Origin of the sequence: Geminisphaera colitermitum TAV2 (genome assembly GCF_000171235.2) — a bacterium.
Classification (GTDB): Bacteria; Verrucomicrobiota; Verrucomicrobiia; order Opitutales; family Opitutaceae; genus Geminisphaera; species Geminisphaera colitermitum.
Genome location: NZ_ABEA03000200.1, coordinates 1 through 19,862 on the forward strand (window position 1 = coordinate 1; position 19,862 = coordinate 19,862).

Annotated in this window: 17 protein-coding genes and 2 tRNA genes; 5 read left to right on the forward strand and 14 right to left on the reverse strand. The window is 64.2% G+C overall.

The genetic code is table 11. The annotated features are described in order from the left end of the window. Window positions 1–14 precede the first annotated feature (14 nt). A complete protein-coding gene (locus OBACDRAFT_RS30990) occupies window positions 15–914 on the reverse strand; it encodes a helix-turn-helix domain-containing protein (protein ID WP_081722299.1) in 900 nt (299 codons plus the stop codon). A 69-nt stretch (window positions 915–983) separates the two neighbouring features. Here OBACDRAFT_RS30990 and OBACDRAFT_RS23155 point away from each other — a divergent pair, with 69 nt between their 5' ends. Then, window positions 984–2,474, forward strand: a complete 1,491-nt coding sequence (locus OBACDRAFT_RS23155) for an FAD-dependent oxidoreductase (RefSeq protein ID WP_157837268.1) — start codon at window positions 984–986, stop codon at window positions 2,472–2,474. Window positions 2,475–2,695: 221 nt separating this feature from the next. After that, a tRNA-Leu gene (locus OBACDRAFT_RS23160) sits at window positions 2,696–2,781 on the forward strand. 9 nt (window positions 2,782–2,790) lie between these two features. Here OBACDRAFT_RS23160 and clpX read toward each other — a convergent pair. After that, a complete protein-coding gene (clpX, locus tag OBACDRAFT_RS23165; RefSeq protein ID WP_081722300.1) occupies window positions 2,791–4,281 on the reverse strand; it encodes an ATP-dependent Clp protease ATP-binding subunit ClpX in 1,491 nt (496 codons plus the stop codon). Between the two features lie 96 nt (window positions 4,282–4,377). On the opposite strand from clpX, the gene OBACDRAFT_RS23170 reads away from it, so the two are divergent. Then, window positions 4,378–5,397 carry an aldose epimerase family protein gene (locus tag OBACDRAFT_RS23170; RefSeq protein ID WP_043589385.1) on the forward strand — a complete coding sequence of 340 codons (1,020 nt, stop codon included), beginning with the start codon at window positions 4,378–4,380 and terminating at the stop codon, window positions 5,395–5,397. Window positions 5,398–5,498: 101 nt separating this feature from the next. On the opposite strand, the gene OBACDRAFT_RS23175 is transcribed toward OBACDRAFT_RS23170, so the two are convergent. Beyond that, window positions 5,499–5,572: transfer RNA gene (locus tag OBACDRAFT_RS23175), tRNA-Gly, on the reverse strand. Window positions 5,573–5,702: 130 nt separating this feature from the next. Between OBACDRAFT_RS23175 and mgrA the strand changes: the two genes are divergently transcribed. Together mgrA and OBACDRAFT_RS23185 are read left to right on the forward strand one after the other, a co-directional pair. After that, window positions 5,703–6,695, forward strand: coding sequence for an L-glyceraldehyde 3-phosphate reductase (gene mgrA / locus OBACDRAFT_RS23180; protein ID WP_043589386.1), 993 nt, complete (start codon window positions 5,703–5,705; stop codon window positions 6,693–6,695). Window positions 6,696–6,749: 54 nt separating this feature from the next. Further along, the gene (locus OBACDRAFT_RS23185) at window positions 6,750–7,499 is read left to right on the forward strand and encodes an RsmE family RNA methyltransferase (RefSeq protein ID WP_043589388.1); all 750 of its coding nucleotides are present in this window, start codon (window positions 6,750–6,752) and stop codon (window positions 7,497–7,499) included. Between the two features lie 266 nt (window positions 7,500–7,765). Here the strand turns inward: OBACDRAFT_RS23185 and OBACDRAFT_RS23190 are convergent, their stop codons facing one another. From OBACDRAFT_RS23190 to OBACDRAFT_RS23240, 11 genes are all read right to left on the reverse strand, one after another. Then, entirely contained in the window at window positions 7,766–8,833 is a 1,068-nt protein-coding gene (locus tag OBACDRAFT_RS23190; protein ID WP_052362443.1) for an alpha/beta fold hydrolase, read from the reverse strand. Further along, entirely contained in the window at window positions 8,833–9,888 is a 1,056-nt protein-coding gene (locus OBACDRAFT_RS23195; protein ID WP_043589390.1) for a 3-oxoacyl-ACP synthase III, read from the reverse strand. The genes OBACDRAFT_RS23190 and OBACDRAFT_RS23195 overlap by 1 nt, the downstream gene beginning before the upstream one ends. Window positions 9,889–9,897: 9 nt before the next feature. Next, window positions 9,898–10,809, reverse strand: a complete 912-nt coding sequence (locus OBACDRAFT_RS23200; protein WP_043589391.1) for an enoyl-ACP reductase FabI — start codon at window positions 10,807–10,809, stop codon at window positions 9,898–9,900. A gap of 150 nt (window positions 10,810–10,959) precedes the next feature. Continuing rightward, the gene (locus tag OBACDRAFT_RS23205; protein WP_232767653.1) at window positions 10,960–11,289 is read right to left on the reverse strand and encodes a 3-hydroxyacyl-ACP dehydratase FabZ family protein; all 330 of its coding nucleotides are present in this window, start codon (window positions 11,287–11,289) and stop codon (window positions 10,960–10,962) included. A gap of 111 nt (window positions 11,290–11,400) precedes the next feature. Further along, window positions 11,401–12,546, reverse strand: a complete 1,146-nt coding sequence (locus tag OBACDRAFT_RS23210) for a DNA glycosylase AlkZ-like family protein (protein ID WP_043589393.1) — start codon at window positions 12,544–12,546, stop codon at window positions 11,401–11,403. A gap of 200 nt (window positions 12,547–12,746) precedes the next feature. After that, a complete protein-coding gene (locus tag OBACDRAFT_RS23215) occupies window positions 12,747–13,565 on the reverse strand; it encodes a 6-phosphogluconolactonase (RefSeq protein ID WP_232767655.1) in 819 nt (272 codons plus the stop codon). A gap of 63 nt (window positions 13,566–13,628) precedes the next feature. Beyond that, on the reverse strand, window positions 13,629–14,630 hold the full coding sequence (locus OBACDRAFT_RS23220) for a glucose-6-phosphate dehydrogenase assembly protein OpcA (protein WP_043589395.1): 1,002 nt from the start codon (window positions 14,628–14,630) through the stop codon (window positions 13,629–13,631). 24 nt (window positions 14,631–14,654) lie between these two features. Next, window positions 14,655–16,202 (reverse strand): glucose-6-phosphate dehydrogenase, encoded by a 1,548-nt coding sequence (gene zwf / locus OBACDRAFT_RS23225; RefSeq protein WP_043589396.1) that lies wholly within the window; start codon window positions 16,200–16,202, stop codon window positions 14,655–14,657. A gap of 201 nt (window positions 16,203–16,403) precedes the next feature. Then, window positions 16,404–17,306, reverse strand: coding sequence for a UDP-2,3-diacylglucosamine diphosphatase (locus OBACDRAFT_RS23230; protein ID WP_064500005.1), 903 nt, complete (start codon window positions 17,304–17,306; stop codon window positions 16,404–16,406). Continuing rightward, window positions 17,303–18,517 (reverse strand): MGDG synthase family glycosyltransferase, encoded by a 1,215-nt coding sequence (locus tag OBACDRAFT_RS23235; RefSeq protein ID WP_081722301.1) that lies wholly within the window; start codon window positions 18,515–18,517, stop codon window positions 17,303–17,305. Before OBACDRAFT_RS23235 ends, OBACDRAFT_RS23230 begins: the two co-directional genes overlap by 4 nt. Continuing rightward, window positions 18,514–19,731, reverse strand: a complete 1,218-nt coding sequence (locus OBACDRAFT_RS23240) for a glycosyltransferase family 4 protein (protein WP_043589397.1) — start codon at window positions 19,729–19,731, stop codon at window positions 18,514–18,516. Before OBACDRAFT_RS23240 ends, OBACDRAFT_RS23235 begins: the two co-directional genes overlap by 4 nt. Window positions 19,732–19,862 lie beyond the last annotated feature (131 nt).

A 19,862-nucleotide genomic window follows, 5' to 3' on the forward strand; every position in this document is an offset into this window, starting at 1 on the left:
GTGAATCCGGGACCTCACGCCACGCTATCGGCGCAACGGTCGGCGGACGGCGGCACGCCCCAGAACTTCCTGTAGTGGCAGGAAAAATACAAAGGATCGTCAAACCCCGCCTCGGCTGCGACCTGCTTGACCGGCATTGAAGTCTCGCGCACCAGGTAACGCGCCCGTCGCAGGCGCAACCGGGCCAGCATCCCCTGCACAGTCTCTCCCGTTTCCCGGCGAAACAGCAGACGGAAGTGATTCGGACTGAGACGCACCACCGTTCGATAAAAAACCTCCAGCGCGTCGGCCTGCGCAAAATGAGCCTCCAGCCACGCGCGCGCCGCCGCCACCTCCGGATGCCTCCCGCCGCTCCCCCCTGCCGCTCCCGCCCCGGACGCGGGATCGTCCGCCACCTCCCGCGCCTCCCGCACCACCGCAGGCCAGAACTCCGCCGCCAGAAACTTCACCTCCGCCTCCAGCCGCAACCGCCCCTCGCGTTCCCCCCCCACCGGCCAGCGGGCGAGCATCCGCCGCAACACCGGCTCCGCCTCCCCCGCCCGCCCCGTCACCTGAAATAAACGCGCAGGCAGCGTTGCCGACTCCACCGCCAGTTCGCACCAAAGCAGACCGCAACGTTGCCTGCCGGCATTGCGCCACTGACGCCGGCACCAAGCCGGCACCCACAAAAGCGAACCCGCCGCCGGCAGACTCGTCCGGCCCTCCACCGTATATTCCATGTGCCCGCGGGTGATGAGAATCAACCGGTGCGTTACAATCACCTCGTCGCGCGTCTGCATCCCGACCGGGAAAAGTTCCTCGTTCACCTTGGTGACACGCACCGGGGCGCGGAGCACACGCTGCAAAAACTCCAGAGGATCGAACGTTTCCATGATGTCATGGGTGAGATCAACAAAACCATATGTTTTGTCCATGCTTTGAGTTGGATTCCCTATTGCAAAAACCTCCCCCCCTTCGTGAAACACCCGCACGATCCAACGCCCATGAATCCGGTCACAACGGGCACGCCAGCCGCCGCCCTCCCCCCTCTCCCCCCTACCCTCCCCTGCGTTCACGAACCGGCGCGCTCCACGCCTGTCTGCCACGAAGCCGACCTCTGCGTGGCGGGCGGCTCGTGCACCGGAGTATTCGCCGCCGTTCGCGCCGCCCGACTCGGACTCTCGGTGGCGTTGATCGAACAACAATCGCTGCTCGGAGGCATGGCCGTGGCCGCCCAAGTCAACGAATGGCATTCCCTTCGCTCCACCGACCAGTCGCGGTTCATCATCGGCGGCCTCACCCGCGAAATCATCGAACGGCTCCGCGCCCGCGGCGCGATTCACGAATATCCCCCCGGCGGACCCGGCAGACAATTTTCGTTCAACAGCGCCGAACTCGCCCTGGAGCTTGACGACCTCGTGCGCACGCATCGCATCCGCCTCTTTCTCTGCGCCCGCTGCGTCGGTGCCACGAGTGAGGAGGGGCGGACGGGGCGCGTCACCGCCGCGATCATCGAGGATAAGACCGGACGCCGCGCCATCGTCGCCCGCGCCTTTATCGACGCCACCGGCGATGGCGACCTGCTCCGTCACGCCGGTTTCGCCACCGAGCACCCGAGGCAGTTGCAACCCGTCAACATGCAAGCCCTCGTCACCGGACTCGATCACCCCCGATTCCACCCGCCCTGGTCCGCCTTGCAGCCCAGCCTTGCCGCGCACGACTACCCCGCCGCCAACAGCACCCCGTGGCTTCATCCCCTTCCCGGCGTCCCCGTCGGCGCAGCGCAAAACATCTTCGGCGCCCGCCTCAACGGTTACGATGGCAGCAATGCCGACGACCTGACCCGCGCCTTGATCGAGGGCCGCCGCCTGCACCGCGCCTGGCTTGACGCACTCCATGATTACGCGACCGACGCCGCCACAAACGACGAAACCGCCCTTCCCCCGCCCCGGATTGTTGCCTGGGCGCATGCGCTCGGCGTGCGCGAGACGCATCATGCCCGTTGCCTTCACCGCCTGAGCGCCGGCGAACTCCTCAACGGTCATGTTTTTTCGGATACCATTGCGCAGGGCACCTATCCCGCCGACGTGCATTCCCCCGAAGGCACGCGCCTGCGATTTCTTGACGGACGCGAGGAAACGATTGCCCGCGACGGTTCGCGTCACTGGGGACGCTGGTTGCCGTCGGACGCCCCCGTGCCGCCGTATTACACCGTGCCGTATCGCAGCCTTGTGCCTCTCGGTGCGCAAAATCTTCTTGTGGCGGGCCGTCTGCTGGATGCCGACCGCGAAGCATTTGGAGGCGTGCGTGTGATGGTGAACATGAACCAGACGGGCGAGGCCGCCGGAGTGGCCGCCGCGCTTGCGTCGTCCGGGACATTGTCTGGAGAAGTGAATTTCCCCCAAATGGATATCGCCCGGCTCCGCGCCACGCTCAATGCCGGCGGCTCCCTGCTCGAGTCAGCTATGGAGTGCGGCGATTCATCGCCGCTTTGACGGGCCGTTTTAAAGGCCCGCCCGCTTCCCCCTCCTCATCGGGCGACGCGATAAATCGCGCCGCCCAAAGCGGTGATGAATCACCGCACTCCCCAAAAACGTCCTTTCGCCTCTTCAGTCGATGATATCGTTTTAAGCCGAACCCCTGCGAAAATCGTCGTGTAAATCTGAACTCGCCCCGTCCGTTGAAGTTGCTCAATTTCGCGCCTCTTCCTCGCTCTGCCCGGGTGGTGGAATGGTAGACACTGGGGACTTAAAATCCCCTGCCCGAAAGGGCGTGCGGGTTCGAGTCCCGCCCCGGGCACCAGTTCCCTCGTCACGCCGCGTTGCGTGTATCGGCAGGCGATTCCGCGGGCATCGGTGCGGCCGGCACGACTGGCTGCGCGGCCGGAAGTTTTTTGCGTAGCCGCACGCCCTGCCTGCGCAGCATGGGACGGCGGCGGCCCGCCACCACGGAGGCGTCGATGACAACCTCGTCCACGTCGGCGCGCTGCGGGAGTTCATACATGATTTCCAGCATGATGTTCTCCAATATCGCACGTAACGCCCGCGCCCCGGTCTTCAATTCCACGGCCTTCTGCGCGATGGCGCGCAGGGCGTCGTTGGTGATGCGCAGACGCACGCCATCCATCGAAAAAAGTTTCCCGTATTGCTTCACCAGCGAGTTTTTCGTGCGCAGGAGCACTTTTTCCAGATCGGCCACGGTCAGCGGATCGAGCACGGAGACCACCGGCAGGCGTCCGATGAATTCCGGGATCATGCCAAAGCGGATCAGGTCCACCGGAGCCAGCCCATCCATGATTTCCTCCGCCGTCATGGGCTTGCGCGGGTCGAACGCCACGCCGTTGCCGAAGCCGAGGCTGCGCTGACCGAGGCGACGCTGGATGATGCTGTCCAAGCCGACAAATGCACCGCCACAAATGAAGAGGATGTTGGAGGTGTCGATCCGCACGTATTCCTGGTTGGGGTGCTTGCGGCCGCCGTTGGGCGGGACGTTGCAGATCGTGCCTTCCAGAATCTTGAGGAGTGCCTGCTGCACGCCTTCGCCGGAGACGTCACGGGTGATGGAGACGTTGTCCGTCTTGCGTCCGATCTTGTCGATTTCGTCAATGTAAACGATGCCGCATTCGGCCTTCCTGACGTCGCCCCCGGCGGCCTGGAGCAGACGAAGAACCACGTTTTCGACATCCTCGCCCACGTAGCCCGCCTCGGTCAGCGTGGTGGCGTCGGCGATGGCAAAAGGCACATCGAGCACGCGCGCAAGGGTGCGGGCGAGCAGGGTCTTGCCGGAGCCCGTGGGACCGGCGAGCAGGATATTGCTCTTTTCAATCTCCACCTCGGCAAACTCCAACGGAGGCGTCGCGATGCCGTCGGTCAGGGGGCCGCGGGTGGCGGCGGACTGGGCGGCGGAGGCTGGCGCGGTGGAGCCGGATGCGGCATGCCTGCCTCGTGCGTCGCCCGCCTTGCCGGAGGCGGAGGCGGGGTTGGAGAGAGCGGCTGACCGAAGGCGTTTGTAGTGATTGTAAACGGCGACCGAGAGGACCTTTTTGGCGTGGTCCTGGCCGATGACATGATCGTCGAGGGCGGCCTTGATTTCGGAGGGTCTGACGAGACGGAAAACGGGACGCGACGCCGGTTCAGGAGTGGCGGCGGCGGCAGTGGCGGCGATCTCGCGGTCAACGATGGTTTTGCAGACGCCGACGCAGGAGTCGCAAATGTAAACGCCCGGCCCGGCGATGATCTTTTTGACCTCCGAGGGCGATTTTCCGCAGAAAGAACAGAGCGTCATGCGCGAAGATTTTGCCATGGGGAGCCACTATCGCCTCCGCCCTCCGCCTGTCGAGGCGCAGTTTTTTCCTGCTGCGCAATCTTCACGAATGCCCGATAATCCAAAAATCGCATAATGACGACTCCTGTTCCGAATCCGTTTCCATTCACCTGTCTCGACCAACCCGGCCTCCGCTGGACGGTCGGCGAGTCCACTTTCGACGTGCTGCCCGAAAACGGCGCGCGTCTCATGCGCTGGCGACATGCCGGACGCGACATCATTCACTGGCCTGAAACCCTTCCGACCGGCCTGCCCATCGACGCGCCCGCCAGCGCCGCCGACATCCCCGGCGCTTACGGCGGCAATCCCATCCTCTTTCCCTTCGCCGCCCGCTGCTTCGATGACGGCGAACCGCTCTACTGGCGCACGCCCGGCGGCGAACGTCGTCCCATGCCCATGCACGGCATCGCGCGCCAAGGCCGTTTCGCCGTCTCCATCGACAACGCTGGCGACAACGGCTTCACCGCCACCTTCCTGCCCGACGCCGCCGCGCGCGAGGCCTATCCCTACGATTACACATTTACCGTCCGCTACCGGTTCCTTCCGCTCGGGATCACGTGCGAATTCATTCTCCGAAACCACGAAAGCCACCGGCCCATCCCTTGGAGCGCCGGACATCACTTTTACTTTGCCCTGCCGCTGTCAACCGGTCCCTCGCCCGCGCTCCGCCGAACCGGATTCCGTATCCAAATACCCGCCACACGCGCCTGCGTCGTCAGCATGCACACGCAAGGCAAGCTCCTCCCTCATCCGCTGTTTCCTGAAGACAACTCGCTCGCCAGCCCGCAGCTTGCCGATGCGATCATTCATCACGGCCTTCGCTCGAACGAGGCTCGCCTGTATCCGATTTCTGGTGACTCAAACGCCCCCCTCCCCCCCCTCCCATCCATCACGCTCACGCACGGCGTGGCCCCTGTGCCCCCGCCCGAATTTGCCTTCGTCACGTGGAGCCCGTCGCCCGAAGCGCCCTTTTACTGCGTCGAACCCTGGATGGGCCCTTCCAACGCTCCCGGCCACGGCACCGGCCTCCACTGGGTGCCGCCCGGCGAACAGCGTTCTTGGACCGTGGGACTCCAACTCACGCATCCCGCCTGAGCCGTCCTCCCCTCCCCCCCCCCCGGCTTCCGCCCGCGACCCAAGTTGCTGCCGTCCGTCCGCCGAATCCACTATTTTACTGATAATCAGCGTATTTTGAGTGGTGCGGCTGGAGAGAATCGAACTCTCGAGACCACTTTGGAAGAGTGGAGTTTTACCACTAAACTACAGCCGCGAAAAACAACGCTCCGGTTCATGTTCGGCGAAACCGGGGCTGTCAACCCCGTCCTTCCACGACGTTTTCGCTGCCGGGTGGGTAGAATCCGTTTGGCATACGCTCGCGCCACCGGCAAACCACTCCGCCTATGCACCTCGCTTCCCCCTCTCGATATAATAATCCATCCATTTACCGCCGTTGCGGACGTTCCGGCCTGCACCTGCCGCTGATCTCGCTCGGCCTCTGGCACAACTTCGGCGGCGTCGACGTTTTTGAAAACAGCCGCTCCATCGTGTTGCGCGCGTTCGATCTCGGCATCACGCACTTCGACCTCGCCAACAACTACGGACCGCCCCCCGGTTCGGCGGAGGAAAACTTTGGCAAAATTCTTGCCGCCGACCTCGGCGCCTACCGCGACGAAATCATCATCTCCACCAAGGCCGGCTACCGCATGGGTCCGGGACCGTACGGCGAATGGGGTTCGCGCAAATACCTGCTCTCCTCCCTCGATGCCTCGCTGCGCCGGATGCGCCTCGATTACGTCGATATTTTTTATCATCACCGCCCCGACCCCGACACGCCGCTCGAAGAATCCATGGGCGCGCTCGCCCACGCCGTGCGCAGCGGCAAGGCTCTTTACGCTGGCGTGTCCAACTACAACGCCGAACAAACCGCCCGCGCCGCCAAAATCCTTCGCGAAATGGGAGTGCCCGCGCTGATACACCAGCCCGTTTACAACATGTTCAACCGCTGGATCGAACCCGAACTGCTCGGCGTTCTCGAACGCGAAGGCATGGGCTGCATTCCCTTCTCGCCGCTCGCGCAAGGTCTCTTGACTAACCGCTATCTCAACGGAATCCCCGGTGACGCCCGCGCCGCCAAACCGCACGGTTTCCTCAAGGCCGACCGCATCACGCCCGAGGTGCTCGCCCGCGTGCAAGCGCTCAACGCCATCGCCACCCAGCGTGGTCAATCGCTCGCCCAGATGGCCATCGCCTGGACGATCCGCGACAAGCGCGTGACGACCGCCCTCATCGGTGCGAGCAAAGTCAGCCAGCTCGAAGACAACTTCGCCGCACTCAAGTCACTCGACTTCTCATCCGACGAACTCGCCGCCATCGAGAAAGTGCTCGCGCAATAAAACAAGTGGCGCGGGCGGGACGCCCGCGCCACTCCCGCCATTCCCGCCGCTCCGATGAACCTCATCCTCTTCGAACCCGACGAGTTGGCAAAACCGCTTCCGCGAACAGACCCGCGTGCGGAACACATTCTCAACGTGCTCCGCCTGCGTCCATACGACACGTTTGATGCCGGCCTCATCAACGGTCCACGCGGCAAGGCCACACTCCTGCGCATCGACGCGACGGCGAATGAACTTGTCTTGAGTTTCGCCCCCTCCCCCCCCCCTCCCCCCCTCGCTTCCGCTTCCGTTTTCGTGCCGACGATCACACTGATTGTTGGCCTGCCGCGTCCGCAGACGGCGCGGAAAATATTATTCGAAGCAACGACGCTCGGAGTGCGTGCGATCCATTTTGTGACAACGGAAAAGACCGACCCCAATTACGCCTCCAGCACGCTATGGAGTTCCGGCGAATGGCGGCGGCATCTCGTGGACGCCGCGCAGCAGGCATTCGACACGCGCCTGCCTCTCGTGACTTGGGATCGCACACTCGCGCAAATTCTGTCCGATGCCGTCGGCGACGACGTATCCGATTCCCCCTTACGCGTCGCGCTCGACAACTACGAGGCGACTGTCGGGCTCCGCAGCCTGACACGTCAGACTGCAACCGATGCATGTGTCGCCATTGGACCCGAACGCGGCTGGGGCGAACGTGACCGACAGCAGTTGCGAGCAGCAGGTTTCACGCTCGCGCATCTCGGCCCGCGCGTATTGCGTGTCGAGACGGCAGTTGTGGCGGCGCTGGCACTTGTCAGCGCGCCGTAATGGAATCCGCAATACACGCGCGGAGGGGAGAAAGATATGGCGCGGTAGCGTCCGTAGCGCAGGCATCCTGCCTGCAATCGAGTCGATGGCGCGAAGCGCTGCTTGCTCCTATGGAGTGCGGCGATTCATCGCCGCTTTGTTCCGCGTGCTTTAGCACGCTGTATGCTTACAGGCGAACCGTTGAAACGGTTCGTCAAAGGCGGCGATGAATCGCCGCACTCCATAAATGTCAGCGCGCGGGGGGGGGGGGAGGGGACGACGACCGCTTATGGCGTAAGGAAATCTGCGATACGCGGGATGACTTCTTCGGCGGCGTCGGCGAGGACGTAGTGGCCGGCGTCGGCAATGCGGTGCGCTTGCGCGTGAGGCCAGCGGCGTCGCCACTCATCATAAAAAGTGTCGTTGAAACAAAAATCGCGTCCGCCCCAAAGGATCAGCGCGGGATGTTCGGGTTTGCGGTCGGGGTCAACGACAGCGAAGCGTTCGAGTCCGGCGGCGGTGGTTTCGAGCGTGCGCCAAGTCGGATGCACGGGCGTCAGCGGGATGTCTTTTACGAAGGCGTCCACCGCAACGCGATTGGCCCATGAATCGTAGGGAAACAGAAAACCGCGTTTTTCGTCGGGCGTGAGATGGCGGCGGTGCATCGACATCCAAGTGGCGGGTCCGGCGAAGGCGTTGAGGCCGCGGACGAGCAGGGTGCCGGGAAAACCGGTTTTGCAGAGCGCGATGCGGCGCGGGATGCGCGGGAGGTGAAAGGCCGCCGTATTGAGGATCACGATACGTCCGGCGAGTTCGGGGTGCAGCGTGGCCAGACCGAGTCCGATGGCGCCGCCCCAATCGTGGACAACGAGGTGGATGCGGGTTAGGCCGAGCGAGCGCACGAGGGCCGCGATGTCATTGATGCGAATGGGGAGCGTGTAGGAGTAATGGTTGGCGGAGGGTTTTTCCGACAGTCCCATTCCGATGTGGTCGGGCGCGATGCAGCGGTGTCCGCGCGCGACGAGCGCGGGGATGAGTTCGCGGTAGTAAAAGGACCATGTCGGGTTGCCGTGAAGAAGCAGCACCGCTTCGGTGCTTCGCACCGAAGAACGTCCAACATCGAACGTCGAACATCCAAGATCCAATGTCGGAGGGACGGATGCGGGCGGGACGCCCGCGCCACTTTTGTTGGGCGTTGGATGTTCGCGCGAAGCGCACTCGTCCACGTAGCTCATGCGTGCGCCGCCGGGTGTGATGAAGGTGCGCGGGGTGAAGGGATAGAGTTCACGCAGCCAGCCAGGAAGGCAGGAGGGGCCGAAGGGGGAGGCGGTTGTGGTGTGTAATTCGTTTTCCATTACCATTGGAGCGCGAGCATGAGGGAGTTGAGGCCGCTGCCGATGCCGAGGAGGGCGACTTTGCTGCCTTCGCGCACGGCACCCGCTTCGATGGCGGTGGCAAGTGTTATGGGCAGGGCGACGGAGCCGGTGTTGCCGAGGGTTTCGAAGGTCGAGAAATCGCGGGCGAGGTCGATGCCGAGGGTTTCGTAGAGTTTGCGGCGGTGGGTGCTGCCGACTTGGTGGCAGATGAAGCGGTCGGCTTCGGCGGCGTCCCAGTCGGTGATGGCGCTGGCGGCGCTGAAGACTTCCCATGTTTCGCGGGCGAGAGTGAGGCCGGCGTTGAGGAGGGCTTCGCTGTCGGTCTGCATGGCGAGGGAATCGGCGCCGTGCGTGTCGCCTTGGCAGAGGGTGCTGTGTTGCGTGGCGGCGCGGGCAACGCCGCTGAGGAGACGGTGGGGGTGGGTGTCGGGAGGAAGCATTTCCTCGTGGCAGACGATGGCGGCCACGGCTCCGGAGCCGATGGTGAGGTTGGCGAAATAGGGTTTGATGCCGTTGCGGTCGAGCGGGCGCGCGGGGTCGAGGAGCGTTGTGAGGGTTTGATCGACGAGGGGGCGGCTGTTCTCGCCGGAGACGATGAGGGCGCAGCGGATTTGGCCGGATTCGATCATGCCGGCGGCGAGGGTGAGGGCGTTGAGAAAGCCGAGGCAGGCGTTGGAGATGTCGAGGACTTGGGCGGTGGGGGGGAGGCCGATTTTTTGGTGGGCAAAGGAGGCGGTGGCGGGTTCCAGCATGTCGCGCGAGACGGCGGCGTGGATGAAGAGTTCGATTTGGTCGGCGCGGATGGTGGAGCGGGCAAGCGCGGCGCGTCCGGCGGCGGCGCTGGCGTCGGAGGGGCGCGTGCCGGTGGGCCATACGCGGCGTTCGCGGATGCCGGTCATGAGTTCGAGTCGGCCAAAGGGGAGGCGCAGGCGTTCGTAGAGGGGGCGCAGGCGTTCTTCAATCGCGTCCGTGGTGAGGACTTCGTCGGGAAGCGCAGAGGCGAGGGTTTCGATGCAGGTGTGGCCAAATTTCATTTGGAAATTTTAGGTGTCCTTGCGGCCTTGCAGGTCGGGGCGCATGGCGAGGCGGACGATTTCGGCATCAAAGTAGTTGGAGCCGAGTCCGGCGTCGATGGTGAGGGTTGTACCGTTAATTCCACTACTGCGGGGGCTGAGCAGAAAAACAGTGGCGTTGGCGACTTCCTGGGTGCTGAGGTTTTTTTTGCGGTAGGTGAGTTTTTCAGCGTAGAGGTAGCTTTCCAGATAACCGGGGATGCCTGCGGATGCGCTGGTTTTGAGGGGGCCGGAGCCAATGACGTTGAAGCGGACGTTGCGCGTGTCGGCAGCGGGAGAGGCGGCGGGAGGAGAGGCGGGAGGGGCGGGAGGGGAGGAAAAAGATTTGGCGAGGAAGCGCGTGGCGGATTCGAGCGCGGCTTTGATGGGGCCCATGTAGCCGTAGTTGTCGGGCGTGACGAGGAGCGAGGAGATGCCAATGGTGACAACAGAGGCGTCGGGCGCGAGGTGGGGTTTGAAGGCGCGGGCGAGTTCGACGAGCGAGAAGGCGGAGATGGTCGTGGCTTGGAGAAAGTCAGCGCGCTTGGTTTCGTGAAACGATTTTATTGCCGGACCATCGCTATAATTGGCGAAGGCGATGGAGTGGACGATGCCGTGGATTTTGGCGTTGGCTCCGGTGAGTCCGGCGGCGGTCTGCGCGGCGGAGACTTCGGCGGCGAGGCGTTCGACGGCGCCTTCGTGTTCGACGTCGCACACAAAAACAGGGCGGTCAGCGAGGAGGGTTTCGAGAGATTTTTTGCGGGCTTCGCTGCGCACGCTGTAGAGCACGCGAGCGCCTTGCTCTTCGAGGGTTTTGGCGGTGAGCCACGCGACGCTTTTGCGGTTGGCCACGCCAAGGACGAGGATGGTTTTTCCGGAGAGTTGAAGGAAGTCGGCGCTCATGGCGGGCGATTGGTGATGCGGTTCAGGCTTTGGCGGGTTCTTTCCAGGCGACGGAAAATTCGATGTTCATGACGCGCGTGCCGTCGGCTTTCTTCATGGAGCCGCTCATCATGGTGAAACCGCCGAGGGTTTCTTTTTTGCGAACTTCGATCAGAACTTCGTCGCCGGGATAAACAGGATTGCGGAAGCGGGCTTCGCCAATCTTGGCAATAAGCGGTGCCCCCCCCCCCCCCCCTCTCCCGGCGACACGCCGGCAGCCAGCGCTTGTTTCGCCATGTAGAGCGCGCCGGCTTGGAAGGTGGCTTCGCATAACAACACGCCGGGCGTGATGGGCGCGTTGGGATAGTGGCCCTGATAAAAATATTCGTCGGCCCGCCAGGTGCGGCGCGCCACAAGGCCGTCGGGGGTTTCGGAGACGATTTCGTCAACAAACAGGAACGGCGGACGGTGGGGAATGAGGTCGGTGACGGATTGAGACATGGATGTTTTTTGATTTTTAAGGGGTAAACCACACCGCGCCCGTCTGGTCGCTGCAAGGTTGGAATCGCCCTCCCGTTGCCGATGTTGCAAGGCGCTGGTGGGGCGGTTGGTTCAACGCACGCCAAGGAATCGCGCCAGCTCTTTCACCGGTGCGGCGATGGAATGACCGCGACGGATGGAACGGCCCTGAATCAAGAGGCGTCCGGCGGCACGATCGGCCTTGGGATCGACGTGTCCGACCAATTCGCTGCCCGCAAGGACCGGTAGCGCGTAGTAGCCGCGCACTCGTTTGTGAGCCGGTGTGTAAACTTCCCACGTGTAGTCAAAATCCCACAACGCCGACGTCACCCGGCGATCATAGATCAATGGATCGAGCGGAGCCAGTAGCCGCACCCCGACATCGTCGGCGGCAGGGTGGATGGCGTCGGTGGAGATTGCGTTGCCAGCGGTTCGTTCGTCGAACAGCGGCGTGTCTTCACGCAGGCAATACAAGGTCAACGCTCCATCAATCACCACGCGTTGCACGCAGTCCTCAATCAGTGGGAATTCGTTTTTTTTGAGGCGGACGAGTCGATGCTGGCGCAACCGGGTGAGTAGCAGCCAGCGGGCGGTTTCGTCGGCGTCGGGACGCGGCAGTGCAAGCGTAGCGGCGGGCAACACACGTTCCGGAAGCGCATAATAACGGCGCTGGGCGCGGCGGGCGGCAATGAGCACGCGGCCGTGGAAAAACAGTTTTTGCAAGGTGGACTTTGCCAGCGTGCTGGCACCCCAGCCGCGCGTGCTGCGGCGTCCGTCGTGCAGGTCTTCGGAAGACAAGGGGCCGCGCGCAGCGAGTTCGGTCAGGAGATCGGGAGCAAACGCCTTTTCGCGCGGCGTGAGTCGTCCCGACCATGCGCCAGCGGAGCGGGTGCGGGCCTCCATCGCGCCAAGCAGATGCGGCCAGGCGTCCTGCGGAAAGGCCACAAGGATGTGGCTCGATGGCAAATGATGTTCAAACGCCGTGCGAACTGCGGCCGGCTGCGGATTGTTTTCCTCGCCGTGCAGGAGGCGCATCAATCCGCCCTCGGTGTAACCGGCCACGCGGTTGCGCAGGATGAGATCGTGCATGCGTCCGCAGACATTGATGGGGTCGATCTGGATGTAGCCGTGATGCGCGAGCACGGCGGCCACACCAGGCGCGGGCGTATCCAGAAAATGGACACGGCGCATGAACCGGCGGGCTTCCTGCACGGCGACCTTGATTGCTGGAACGGACATGAGGCGGCAATCTTCAGGCCGCCGAGGCCGCGGGCAATGGCGGAAATTTATAGTCTGAAGTCACGCGGACGGTTGCCTTGGGTGGAGGGCGGGTCTCCTGACCCGCCGACGGTGCGCAGCACCGCCCTTCCGTCTTTTCGGATGGGCGCGGCTGCGCCGCGTCTGGCGGGTCGGGAGACCCGCCCTCCACCTTACATCAGTTATAATTTTCCCGCCGCGGCGGGGTCCACGAGCCACACGGTTTTGGCGGCGGTGGTTTTGAGGATTTGTGAGGGGGTTTCGTTTGGCGCGTAAGGGCCGCGCATGACTCGATGCAGAGCACCGGCTTTGCCTGCGCCAAGGGTCATGATGACAATAAGGTCACAGGCTGCGAGGCCGGTCGGGGTGATGGTCAGGCGCCAGCCTTTGCCGGGAACTTCCTGCGCGCCGAAGAGCGCGCCGCCATCATTGGCGAGCAAGGGCGTGCCGGGGAAAAGCGAGGCGGTGTGGCAGTCGTCGCCCATGCCGAGGAAACAAACGTTGTAAGCGCGCTCGCCAAAGGTGGCGGCGTGGTTGCGCGCGTAGGCGTTGGCAGCGTCGGCGGGCGGGAGGTCCACGGGCCACGGATGGCGGCGCGAAGCCGGAACGCCTAGCGGATCGAGAAGGTCGCGGGTGGCGTTGCCGAAATTGCTCTCCGGGCTGGCAAGCGGCACGTGGCGCTCATCGCTCACTGTCCAGTCGATGGCGGCGGCGGTCGCGGTGGGCAATGCTCCGGTGGATACGGCCCAGCGATACCATTCCCCGGGAGTGCCACCGCCGGTCAGCGCCCAGAGAAAACGCGCTCCGGCGGGAATGCGCGCGTGTTGTTCGAGGGCGAGAAAAAGGGCGGTGCGAAAGAGCGTGTCTTTGTCGGCAACGAGAAGGCGTCCGTAGGGCGTGGTGGTCATTGGAAAAGTAGCGAGTAGTGAGTAGCGGGTAGCGAGTAGGATGAGTGCGGCGGGGGGGGGGGGAGGGAGGGACTTCGCTTGCGAAGCCCGCATAGGTAGAATGGCGCGGCGAATTGCATTCGCGGGCTTCGCAAGCGAAGCCCCTACAATGTAAGCTCAAAAAAACATCGCCTCGGCCAAGGCGGCTTCGGGCGGGAGGAGGTTGATCGCGGTTTTGGCTTCGGCGAGGCCGTGGCCGTAGTCGGCGGAGAGTTGCGCGCAGCCACGATGCACCTGGCCCGTCCAGCGGAAATGGTGGCCGTTGCCGTAGTCAAAACGCAGTTCGATCTCATCGGACGGGAACTTGGGCGAGGCGTTGAGGTGGAGCGGGAGTCCGGCGGGCGCGCCGCAACTGCGCAGTCGCGCCTCGGCCCAGTGCAGGAGCGCGCGCGCCTCAGCCACGACTGCTGCGCCGACTTGCACGCGGATGCCGCGCAGGTCGTCCACAAGCCGCCCGGGTTCGTAGCTGGCAAGGAACTGGCCGATCGACTGGCGGATGGGCAGCAGGCGGGCGTGGGCGAGGTCGCGCACGGCGTCGGGATTGGGCCAGTCGAAGGTCATGACATCGGCAGGCGCGATGGCACTGTCGTACATGACGCGCTTGGAGCGACCGAGGAGATAACGGTAATCGCTGAACCGCGAGCTGGAGGTAAAGCGGTGCACCCAATAATAGAGCGGCAGGTCGGTGGAGAGGCAGGTGGAGACCTGATCTTCAAGATATTTGCGCGCGCTCATCGGATAGCTGAGCAGGACAAATTCGCAGCAGCGGAGGTCGCCGCGGGTTTTGCCGGTGTGGCATTCGCCGTAAATCTTCGCGCGGATGTCGGTGCCTTCCTCGTCGTAGCGCATGGGGCAAAGAACGACAACGCGGCACGGGTAGCGGCGGGAAAACTCCACGGCGATGCGGAACTGGAGCAAGGCGTCGTCCTGGGTAGTTTGAAACCCAAGGTGGAGCACGAAGTTGACCTGCGTGGCCTTGGCATCCTCAGCGGCGGGGGGGGGGGGAAGGGAGGGATCAAGTCCGGTGAGTTCGGGTTTGTTCCAGAGGTCGGCGAGGCTTTGCGAGATCGCGCCAACGGGAACTTCGATTCCGGGGAGTGCGTTGAAAATGGCGGGCATTGCGGGAAAGTCAGCGTTTTCGTCTCACGGTTGTCTCCAGAGGTGGCCTTCGCGGGCGAGGAGGGCGTCGGCAGAGGCGGGGCCCCAGGAACCGGCGGCGTAGGTATCCATTCCGTCACGACCGGCGGCGGCCCAGGCTTCGAGGACGGGTGTGTAGAGTTTCCACGAGGTGGCGGCTTCGTCGCCACGGATGAAGAGCGTGCCGTCCCCGATCATCGCATCGAGAACGAGGCGTTCGTAGGCCTCGGGCGTGTTGGAGCCGAAGGTGGCGCTGTATCGAAAATTCATCTTCACGGGCTGGGTGCGGGTTTCGAGGCCGGGCACCTTGCCGTTGAGGATGAGGTTGAGTCCCTCGTCGGGCTGGATCTGGAACGAGAGGGTGTTGGGCGCGAGATCGAAACCGCCCCCGGCAAAGAGCGTGCCGGGCGGGCGCTTGAATTGTACCGCGATTTCCGTGACACGACGCGCCATGCGTTTTCCGGAGCGCAGGTAAAAGGGGACGCCTTGCCAGCGCCAGTTGTTGATCGAGAGGCGGATGGCGGCATAGGTCTCGGTCGCGGATTGTTGCGCGATGCCGCCTTCTTCGAGGTAGCCGCGGGCTTGCTTGCCGGCGGTCATGCCGGCGGCGTATTGGGCGCGGGCTACGTCAGAGGCGGGACCGGAACCGAGGTGGAGCGGCTGGATGGCCTTGAGGAGCTTTACCTTTTCGTCGCGCACGGCCTCGGCGTCGAGCGACACGGGCGGCTCCATTGCGGTGAGGGCAACGAGCTGCATGGTGTGGTTCTGGATCATGTCGCGCAGGCAGCCGCTTTGCTCGTAGTAGCCGCCGCGCGTGCCGACGCCCACCTCCTCGGCCACGGTGATCTGCACGCAATCGATATAATTGCGGTTCCAGAGCGGTTCGAAAATGGCGTTGGAAAAGCGCTGCACGAGCAGGTCTTGCACGGTCTCCTTGCCGAGGTAGTGGTCGATCCGGTACACCTGATGTTCCTCGAACACGCGGCGGATGGTGCCGTTGAGTTCGAGGGCGGAGGCGAGGTCTTTGCCGAAGGGTTTTTCGATGATGACCTTGGTGTGGTTGGGCTGACCGAGATATTTCGATGCCAGACCCGCCGCGCCGAGGTTTTGGAGGATGGGCTCGAAAACGGAAGGCGGCGTGGAGATGTAGAAAAGCGTTTGCAGTTCGCGCCCGAGTTTTTTCTCCAACGCGGCGATGTGGGCGGCGAGGCGCTTGAATGCCTCCGGGTCGTCGTAAGCGCCGGCCACGTAACTGGTGCGGTCGGCGACCCGGGCCCACACGTCGGCGTTCAGTTCGCGGCGGGAAAATTCCTTGATGGCGCTGGTGGCGAGTTCGCGGAATTCGGTGTCGGGGATTTCCTTGCGTCCGTAGCCCACGAGGTGGAAGTCGGCGGGGAGAAGATTATCGAAGCCGAGGTTGTAAATCGCGGGGATCAGCTTGCGCGCCGTGAGGTCGCCGGAGGCGCCGAAAATGACGATGACCGTGGGCGGTGCGCCCCGGTGCTTGCTGAGACCTTGCAGGAACGGATGACGGTGAGCGGCTGCGGCTGGCATGTGATCGGTTTATCGGAAAGCCGAAACTAGTGCCCAGGGTTGGCCGGCAAGCAAGTGTTATGGTGGCAAATAACAACACTGATGTCGGTTGCATGCTGGTCCCGGCAGGGTTTGTCCCCGACGAGGCGACACGCTCGCACACGGCATTCCGCAGAGAAAATGCATCTGCCAGATGAGGAAGCGGGAGGAGGAGAAGGCGACTTATGCCATCATTTCCATCGCGGCGACGGAGGCGGAAACGCCGGCGGCGGAAGCCGCGGAAGCGGCAAGGACGTCCGATGGCGGCATCGGATACTCGCGGACGAAATCGGCAAACTCCACCAGTTCGTAGTGACCATCCCAATACTCGACAAGCGCGGTCAGGGACTCGACCCAGTCGCCGGAGTTTAGGTAGCGGATGCCGGCGATCATCTTGTCGGCGGGCGTGTGGATGTGGCCGCACATGACGCCGGTGCAGCCGCGTTCCCGGGCGAGGGCGGCGATGTGGTCTTCGAAGTTGGAGACGTGGTTCACGGCTTTCTTCACGCGCGCCTTGATCGCCTTGCTCAGCGACCAGTATTCCTTGCCACGCCAGGCGCGCCAGCGGTTGTAGGCGCGGTTGAGACGGAGGAGCGCGGCGTAGCCCCAGTCTCCGAGGTGGGCGAGCCATACGAAGTTTTTCGTCACGGTGTCGAACACGTCGCCGTGCAGCACGAGGAAGCGCCCCCCCTTGCCCTCGTGAACGTGATCCTCGACGATGCTCAGGTTTTCAAAATCGAGCGGGAGGAAGGAACTGAGAATGTCGTCATGGTTGCCGCGCAGGTACACGATCTGCGTATCCCGTTTTTCGAGCATTTTTAGGACGATGCGCACGAAGTGCGTGTGCGCCTTGGTCCAGTGGCCGCGGCGGGCAAGCTGCCAGCCGTCGATGATGTCGCCATTGAGGATCAGTTTTTCGCAGCGGACGTGGCGCAGGAAGTGGTTTACCTCCTCGATTTTGCAGTCGGGCGTGCCGAGGTGCACGTCGGACAGAATCACGGTGCGCACGCGCAGACGCCGCTTGATGGGAGAAGAGGCGTCCTCCAAACCGGCGGCGGCAGGGAAGTCGATGGTGTTGGTGTTCATGGTTCGCTGGATGATAAAAAGGATGCGACCGATTCCCGCACGGGAGCAGGCGAACCGGCGGAGGTGGCCGCGACATGCGCGAGCACGCGCGCCGCGATATCCTGCGCCGCTCGCGGGCGGGCCAGCGGCTCGATGGCGGCGCGCCACTGACGCCAGATTTTTGCGTCGTCGGCAAAGGCCCGGCGCAGTCCATCCACGACTGCGCCGGGCGTTGCTGCAAGCGCTCCGATACCATGACGGCGGAGCAATTCGTAGTTCCCCTCCTCCTGGCCGGGGACGATCTGGTTGACGATCATCGGGCAGCGCGCCGCCAGCGCCTCCTGCGTGGTGGCGCCGCCGGCTTTGCTCACCACGGCGTGATGCGTCATGAGCATGCGCGGCATCTCGTCGGACCAACCGAGGATATTCGCCGCCCGCTCGCGTCCCGCCCCTCTCGCCTCCAGCGCCAGCCGGGTGAGGCGCCGGCGCAGCGCCTCGTCGTTTCCCACGGTGATCGTGACTTCCCAATCGCTCTCGGCCAACAGCCGCCGCGCCGTCTCCTCCGCCCCGCGCGAACCCGAGTTGATGATGTAGAGCACACGCGGCGCGCAGCCGGCGACGCCGGCCGGATCGGGCAACGAAAGCAGCTTCTCATGCTCCGCGAAGAACGGGCCGACCGGAAACCCGGTCACGTGCAACCGGCGCTCGTCCACGCCGGCCTCGCGCATCACGGCGGCGGAGTCCTCGTTGGGCACAAACCACCCGGCGCAGCCCGCGTCGGCGCGCCACCAGATCGAGTTGATGCTGATCGAGTCGGTGACGACGTTGAAGTGCGGCGGCACGCCGAGCCACCCGGCGGCGGTGATTTTTTCGACCAGGTAAGCATAAACCGGATACGTGCTGCACAACGCCGCGGGCCGCTCCCGCGCGATCGTCTCCGCGATCAGACGCCGCCCGGCGCTCATCGCCCGGCCGCGCAGCAGGCGCGGGAGCAGCGTCGAACGGTGCATCCAGCCGTAAAGAGCGTTCCACAGGCACGGCGTCCCGTTGATCGCGCCGAGGTAGGCGCGCCGGATGCGGGCGTTCCATCGCGGGTGACTCAAGGCGAATACATCGACCACCCGGGCCGTGCCCGCGCCGTGCGCCGCGTCAAAAGCCTGCGCAAGCGCGCGTGCGGCGGCGTTGTGACCCTCGCCGAAACCCGCCGTAAAAATGAGTATCGGACGCTTCATGACACGACCCCCGCCACAAATGGTTTCCCCGGAACAGCGCGCCCGGCCATGCCCGGCGCCACGCCCGCCGCCGCCTGCAAGTCGGCCACGAAACGCGAGATCACCCGTTCCCACGAATGCGCGGCCACGGCCTCGCGCGCCGCGCCACGCAGCCGCATCCGCAGTCCGGCGTCACGCGCCAGCCACGCGGCGGCATCCACCAGCGCATCGGCCGCGTCGCAGGGGACGATGAGGCCGTTGCGCCCGCAGGTGACGAACTGCCGCGCCGCCGCATAGTCAAACCCCGCCACCGCCAGGCCGCTCGCCATCGCCTCGGTCAGCACATTGCCGAAGGTTTCCGTCAGGCTCGCATGGATGTAAATGTCCGCCGACGCGTAGTGCCGCGCCAGTTCCTCGCGCGGGAGAAACCCCGTGTAGATAAAATCAGGATACATGCGCCGGAGCCACGGACGCAGCGGGCCGTCGCCCACGAATACGAAGCGGCAGCGCGGATTGGCGGCCTTCATGGCCTCGCAGGCCCGCGCGAGCAGCGGATAGTTTTTCTCCGCCGCCATCCTGCCGGCGTGGATCATCACGGGATCATCCGCCCCCGCGCCCCAGGAGGCACGCAGCGAGGCGGAGCGCAGCGCCGGGTCAAACTGCCGCGTATCCACTCCGCGTGAGAGCAGGCCGACCCGGCAAAAACCCGACGCAGCCAGTTCCGCGCAAAGTTCCTCCGTCGGTGCGAAGGTGCGCAGGGTGCGATTGTGGACGTGGCGCAACCATGCCAGGGCGATCCTCCCCGCCACCCGGCCCAGCCATCGTCCGCCGTAGTGCCGGCCGTACTGGTGAAAATTGGTGTGAAAGCTCGATGTCACCGGAATGCGCAGTTCGCGCGCCACACTCACCGCCGAGGCGCCAAGCGGCCCCTCTGTCGCCACATGCACGAGATCGGGAGCGCCGCCCGCTCCCACCCCGCCGCGCCATATCCGGCGAAACGTCCGCCACGCCGGAAGCCCCAGCCGCAGCATCGGGTAGCCCGGCAGAGGCAGTCCCGGCATCGCCACCTCGCGGAACTCAGGATGTTCGGAGGCCGGCGGCAGGTCCTTGCGCCAGGGTCGGTAAACGGTGATCTCGTGTCCACGCCGGCCCAATTCGCGGGAGATCACGCCAAACGTCATCGCCACGCCGTTGATCTCGGGCGGGAAGGTTTCGGTGACGAGGGCGATTTTCATGTGGGAGCGGTGCGTGTGATTGCGTGATATTGGCGTGGTGGTGCGGTGAATCCGTTTTTTGGTTACAATCACACCCTCGCATCCCTGAACGGCATCCATGTTACGGCGACGTTACATTCAGGTGACAAAAC

Coding starts and splice junctions, on each gene's coding strand:
- OBACDRAFT_RS30990 (WP_081722299.1), bottom strand. CDS start 914: ATGGACAAAACATATGGTTTTGTTGATCTCACCCATGACATCATGGAA.
- OBACDRAFT_RS23155 (WP_157837268.1), top strand. CDS start 984: ATGAATCCGGTCACAACGGGCACGCCAGCCGCCGCCCTCCCCCCTCTC.
- clpX (WP_081722300.1), bottom strand. CDS start 4,281: ATGGCAAAATCTTCGCGCATGACGCTCTGTTCTTTCTGCGGAAAATCG.
- OBACDRAFT_RS23170 (WP_043589385.1), top strand. CDS start 4,378: ATGACGACTCCTGTTCCGAATCCGTTTCCATTCACCTGTCTCGACCAA.
- mgrA (WP_043589386.1), top strand. CDS start 5,703: ATGCACCTCGCTTCCCCCTCTCGATATAATAATCCATCCATTTACCGC.
- OBACDRAFT_RS23185 (WP_043589388.1), top strand. CDS start 6,750: ATGAACCTCATCCTCTTCGAACCCGACGAGTTGGCAAAACCGCTTCCG.
- OBACDRAFT_RS23190 (WP_052362443.1), bottom strand. CDS start 8,833: ATGGAAAACGAATTACACACCACAACCGCCTCCCCCTTCGGCCCCTCC.
- OBACDRAFT_RS23195 (WP_043589390.1), bottom strand. CDS start 9,888: ATGAAATTTGGCCACACCTGCATCGAAACCCTCGCCTCTGCGCTTCCC.
- OBACDRAFT_RS23200 (WP_043589391.1), bottom strand. CDS start 10,809: ATGAGCGCCGACTTCCTTCAACTCTCCGGAAAAACCATCCTCGTCCTT.
- OBACDRAFT_RS23205 (WP_232767653.1), bottom strand. CDS start 11,289: ATGTCTCAATCCGTCACCGACCTCATTCCCCACCGTCCGCCGTTCCTG.
- OBACDRAFT_RS23210 (WP_043589393.1), bottom strand. CDS start 12,546: ATGTCCGTTCCAGCAATCAAGGTCGCCGTGCAGGAAGCCCGCCGGTTC.
- OBACDRAFT_RS23215 (WP_232767655.1), bottom strand. CDS start 13,565: ATGCGGGCTTCGCAAGCGAAGTCCCTCCCTCCCCCCCCCCCCGCCGCA.
- OBACDRAFT_RS23220 (WP_043589395.1), bottom strand. CDS start 14,630: ATGCCCGCCATTTTCAACGCACTCCCCGGAATCGAAGTTCCCGTTGGC.
- zwf (WP_043589396.1), bottom strand. CDS start 16,202: ATGCCAGCCGCAGCCGCTCACCGTCATCCGTTCCTGCAAGGTCTCAGC.
- OBACDRAFT_RS23230 (WP_064500005.1), bottom strand. CDS start 17,306: ATGAACACCAACACCATCGACTTCCCTGCCGCCGCCGGTTTGGAGGAC.
- OBACDRAFT_RS23235 (WP_081722301.1), bottom strand. CDS start 18,517: ATGAAGCGTCCGATACTCATTTTTACGGCGGGTTTCGGCGAGGGTCAC.
- OBACDRAFT_RS23240 (WP_043589397.1), bottom strand. CDS start 19,731: ATGAAAATCGCCCTCGTCACCGAAACCTTCCCGCCCGAGATCAACGGC.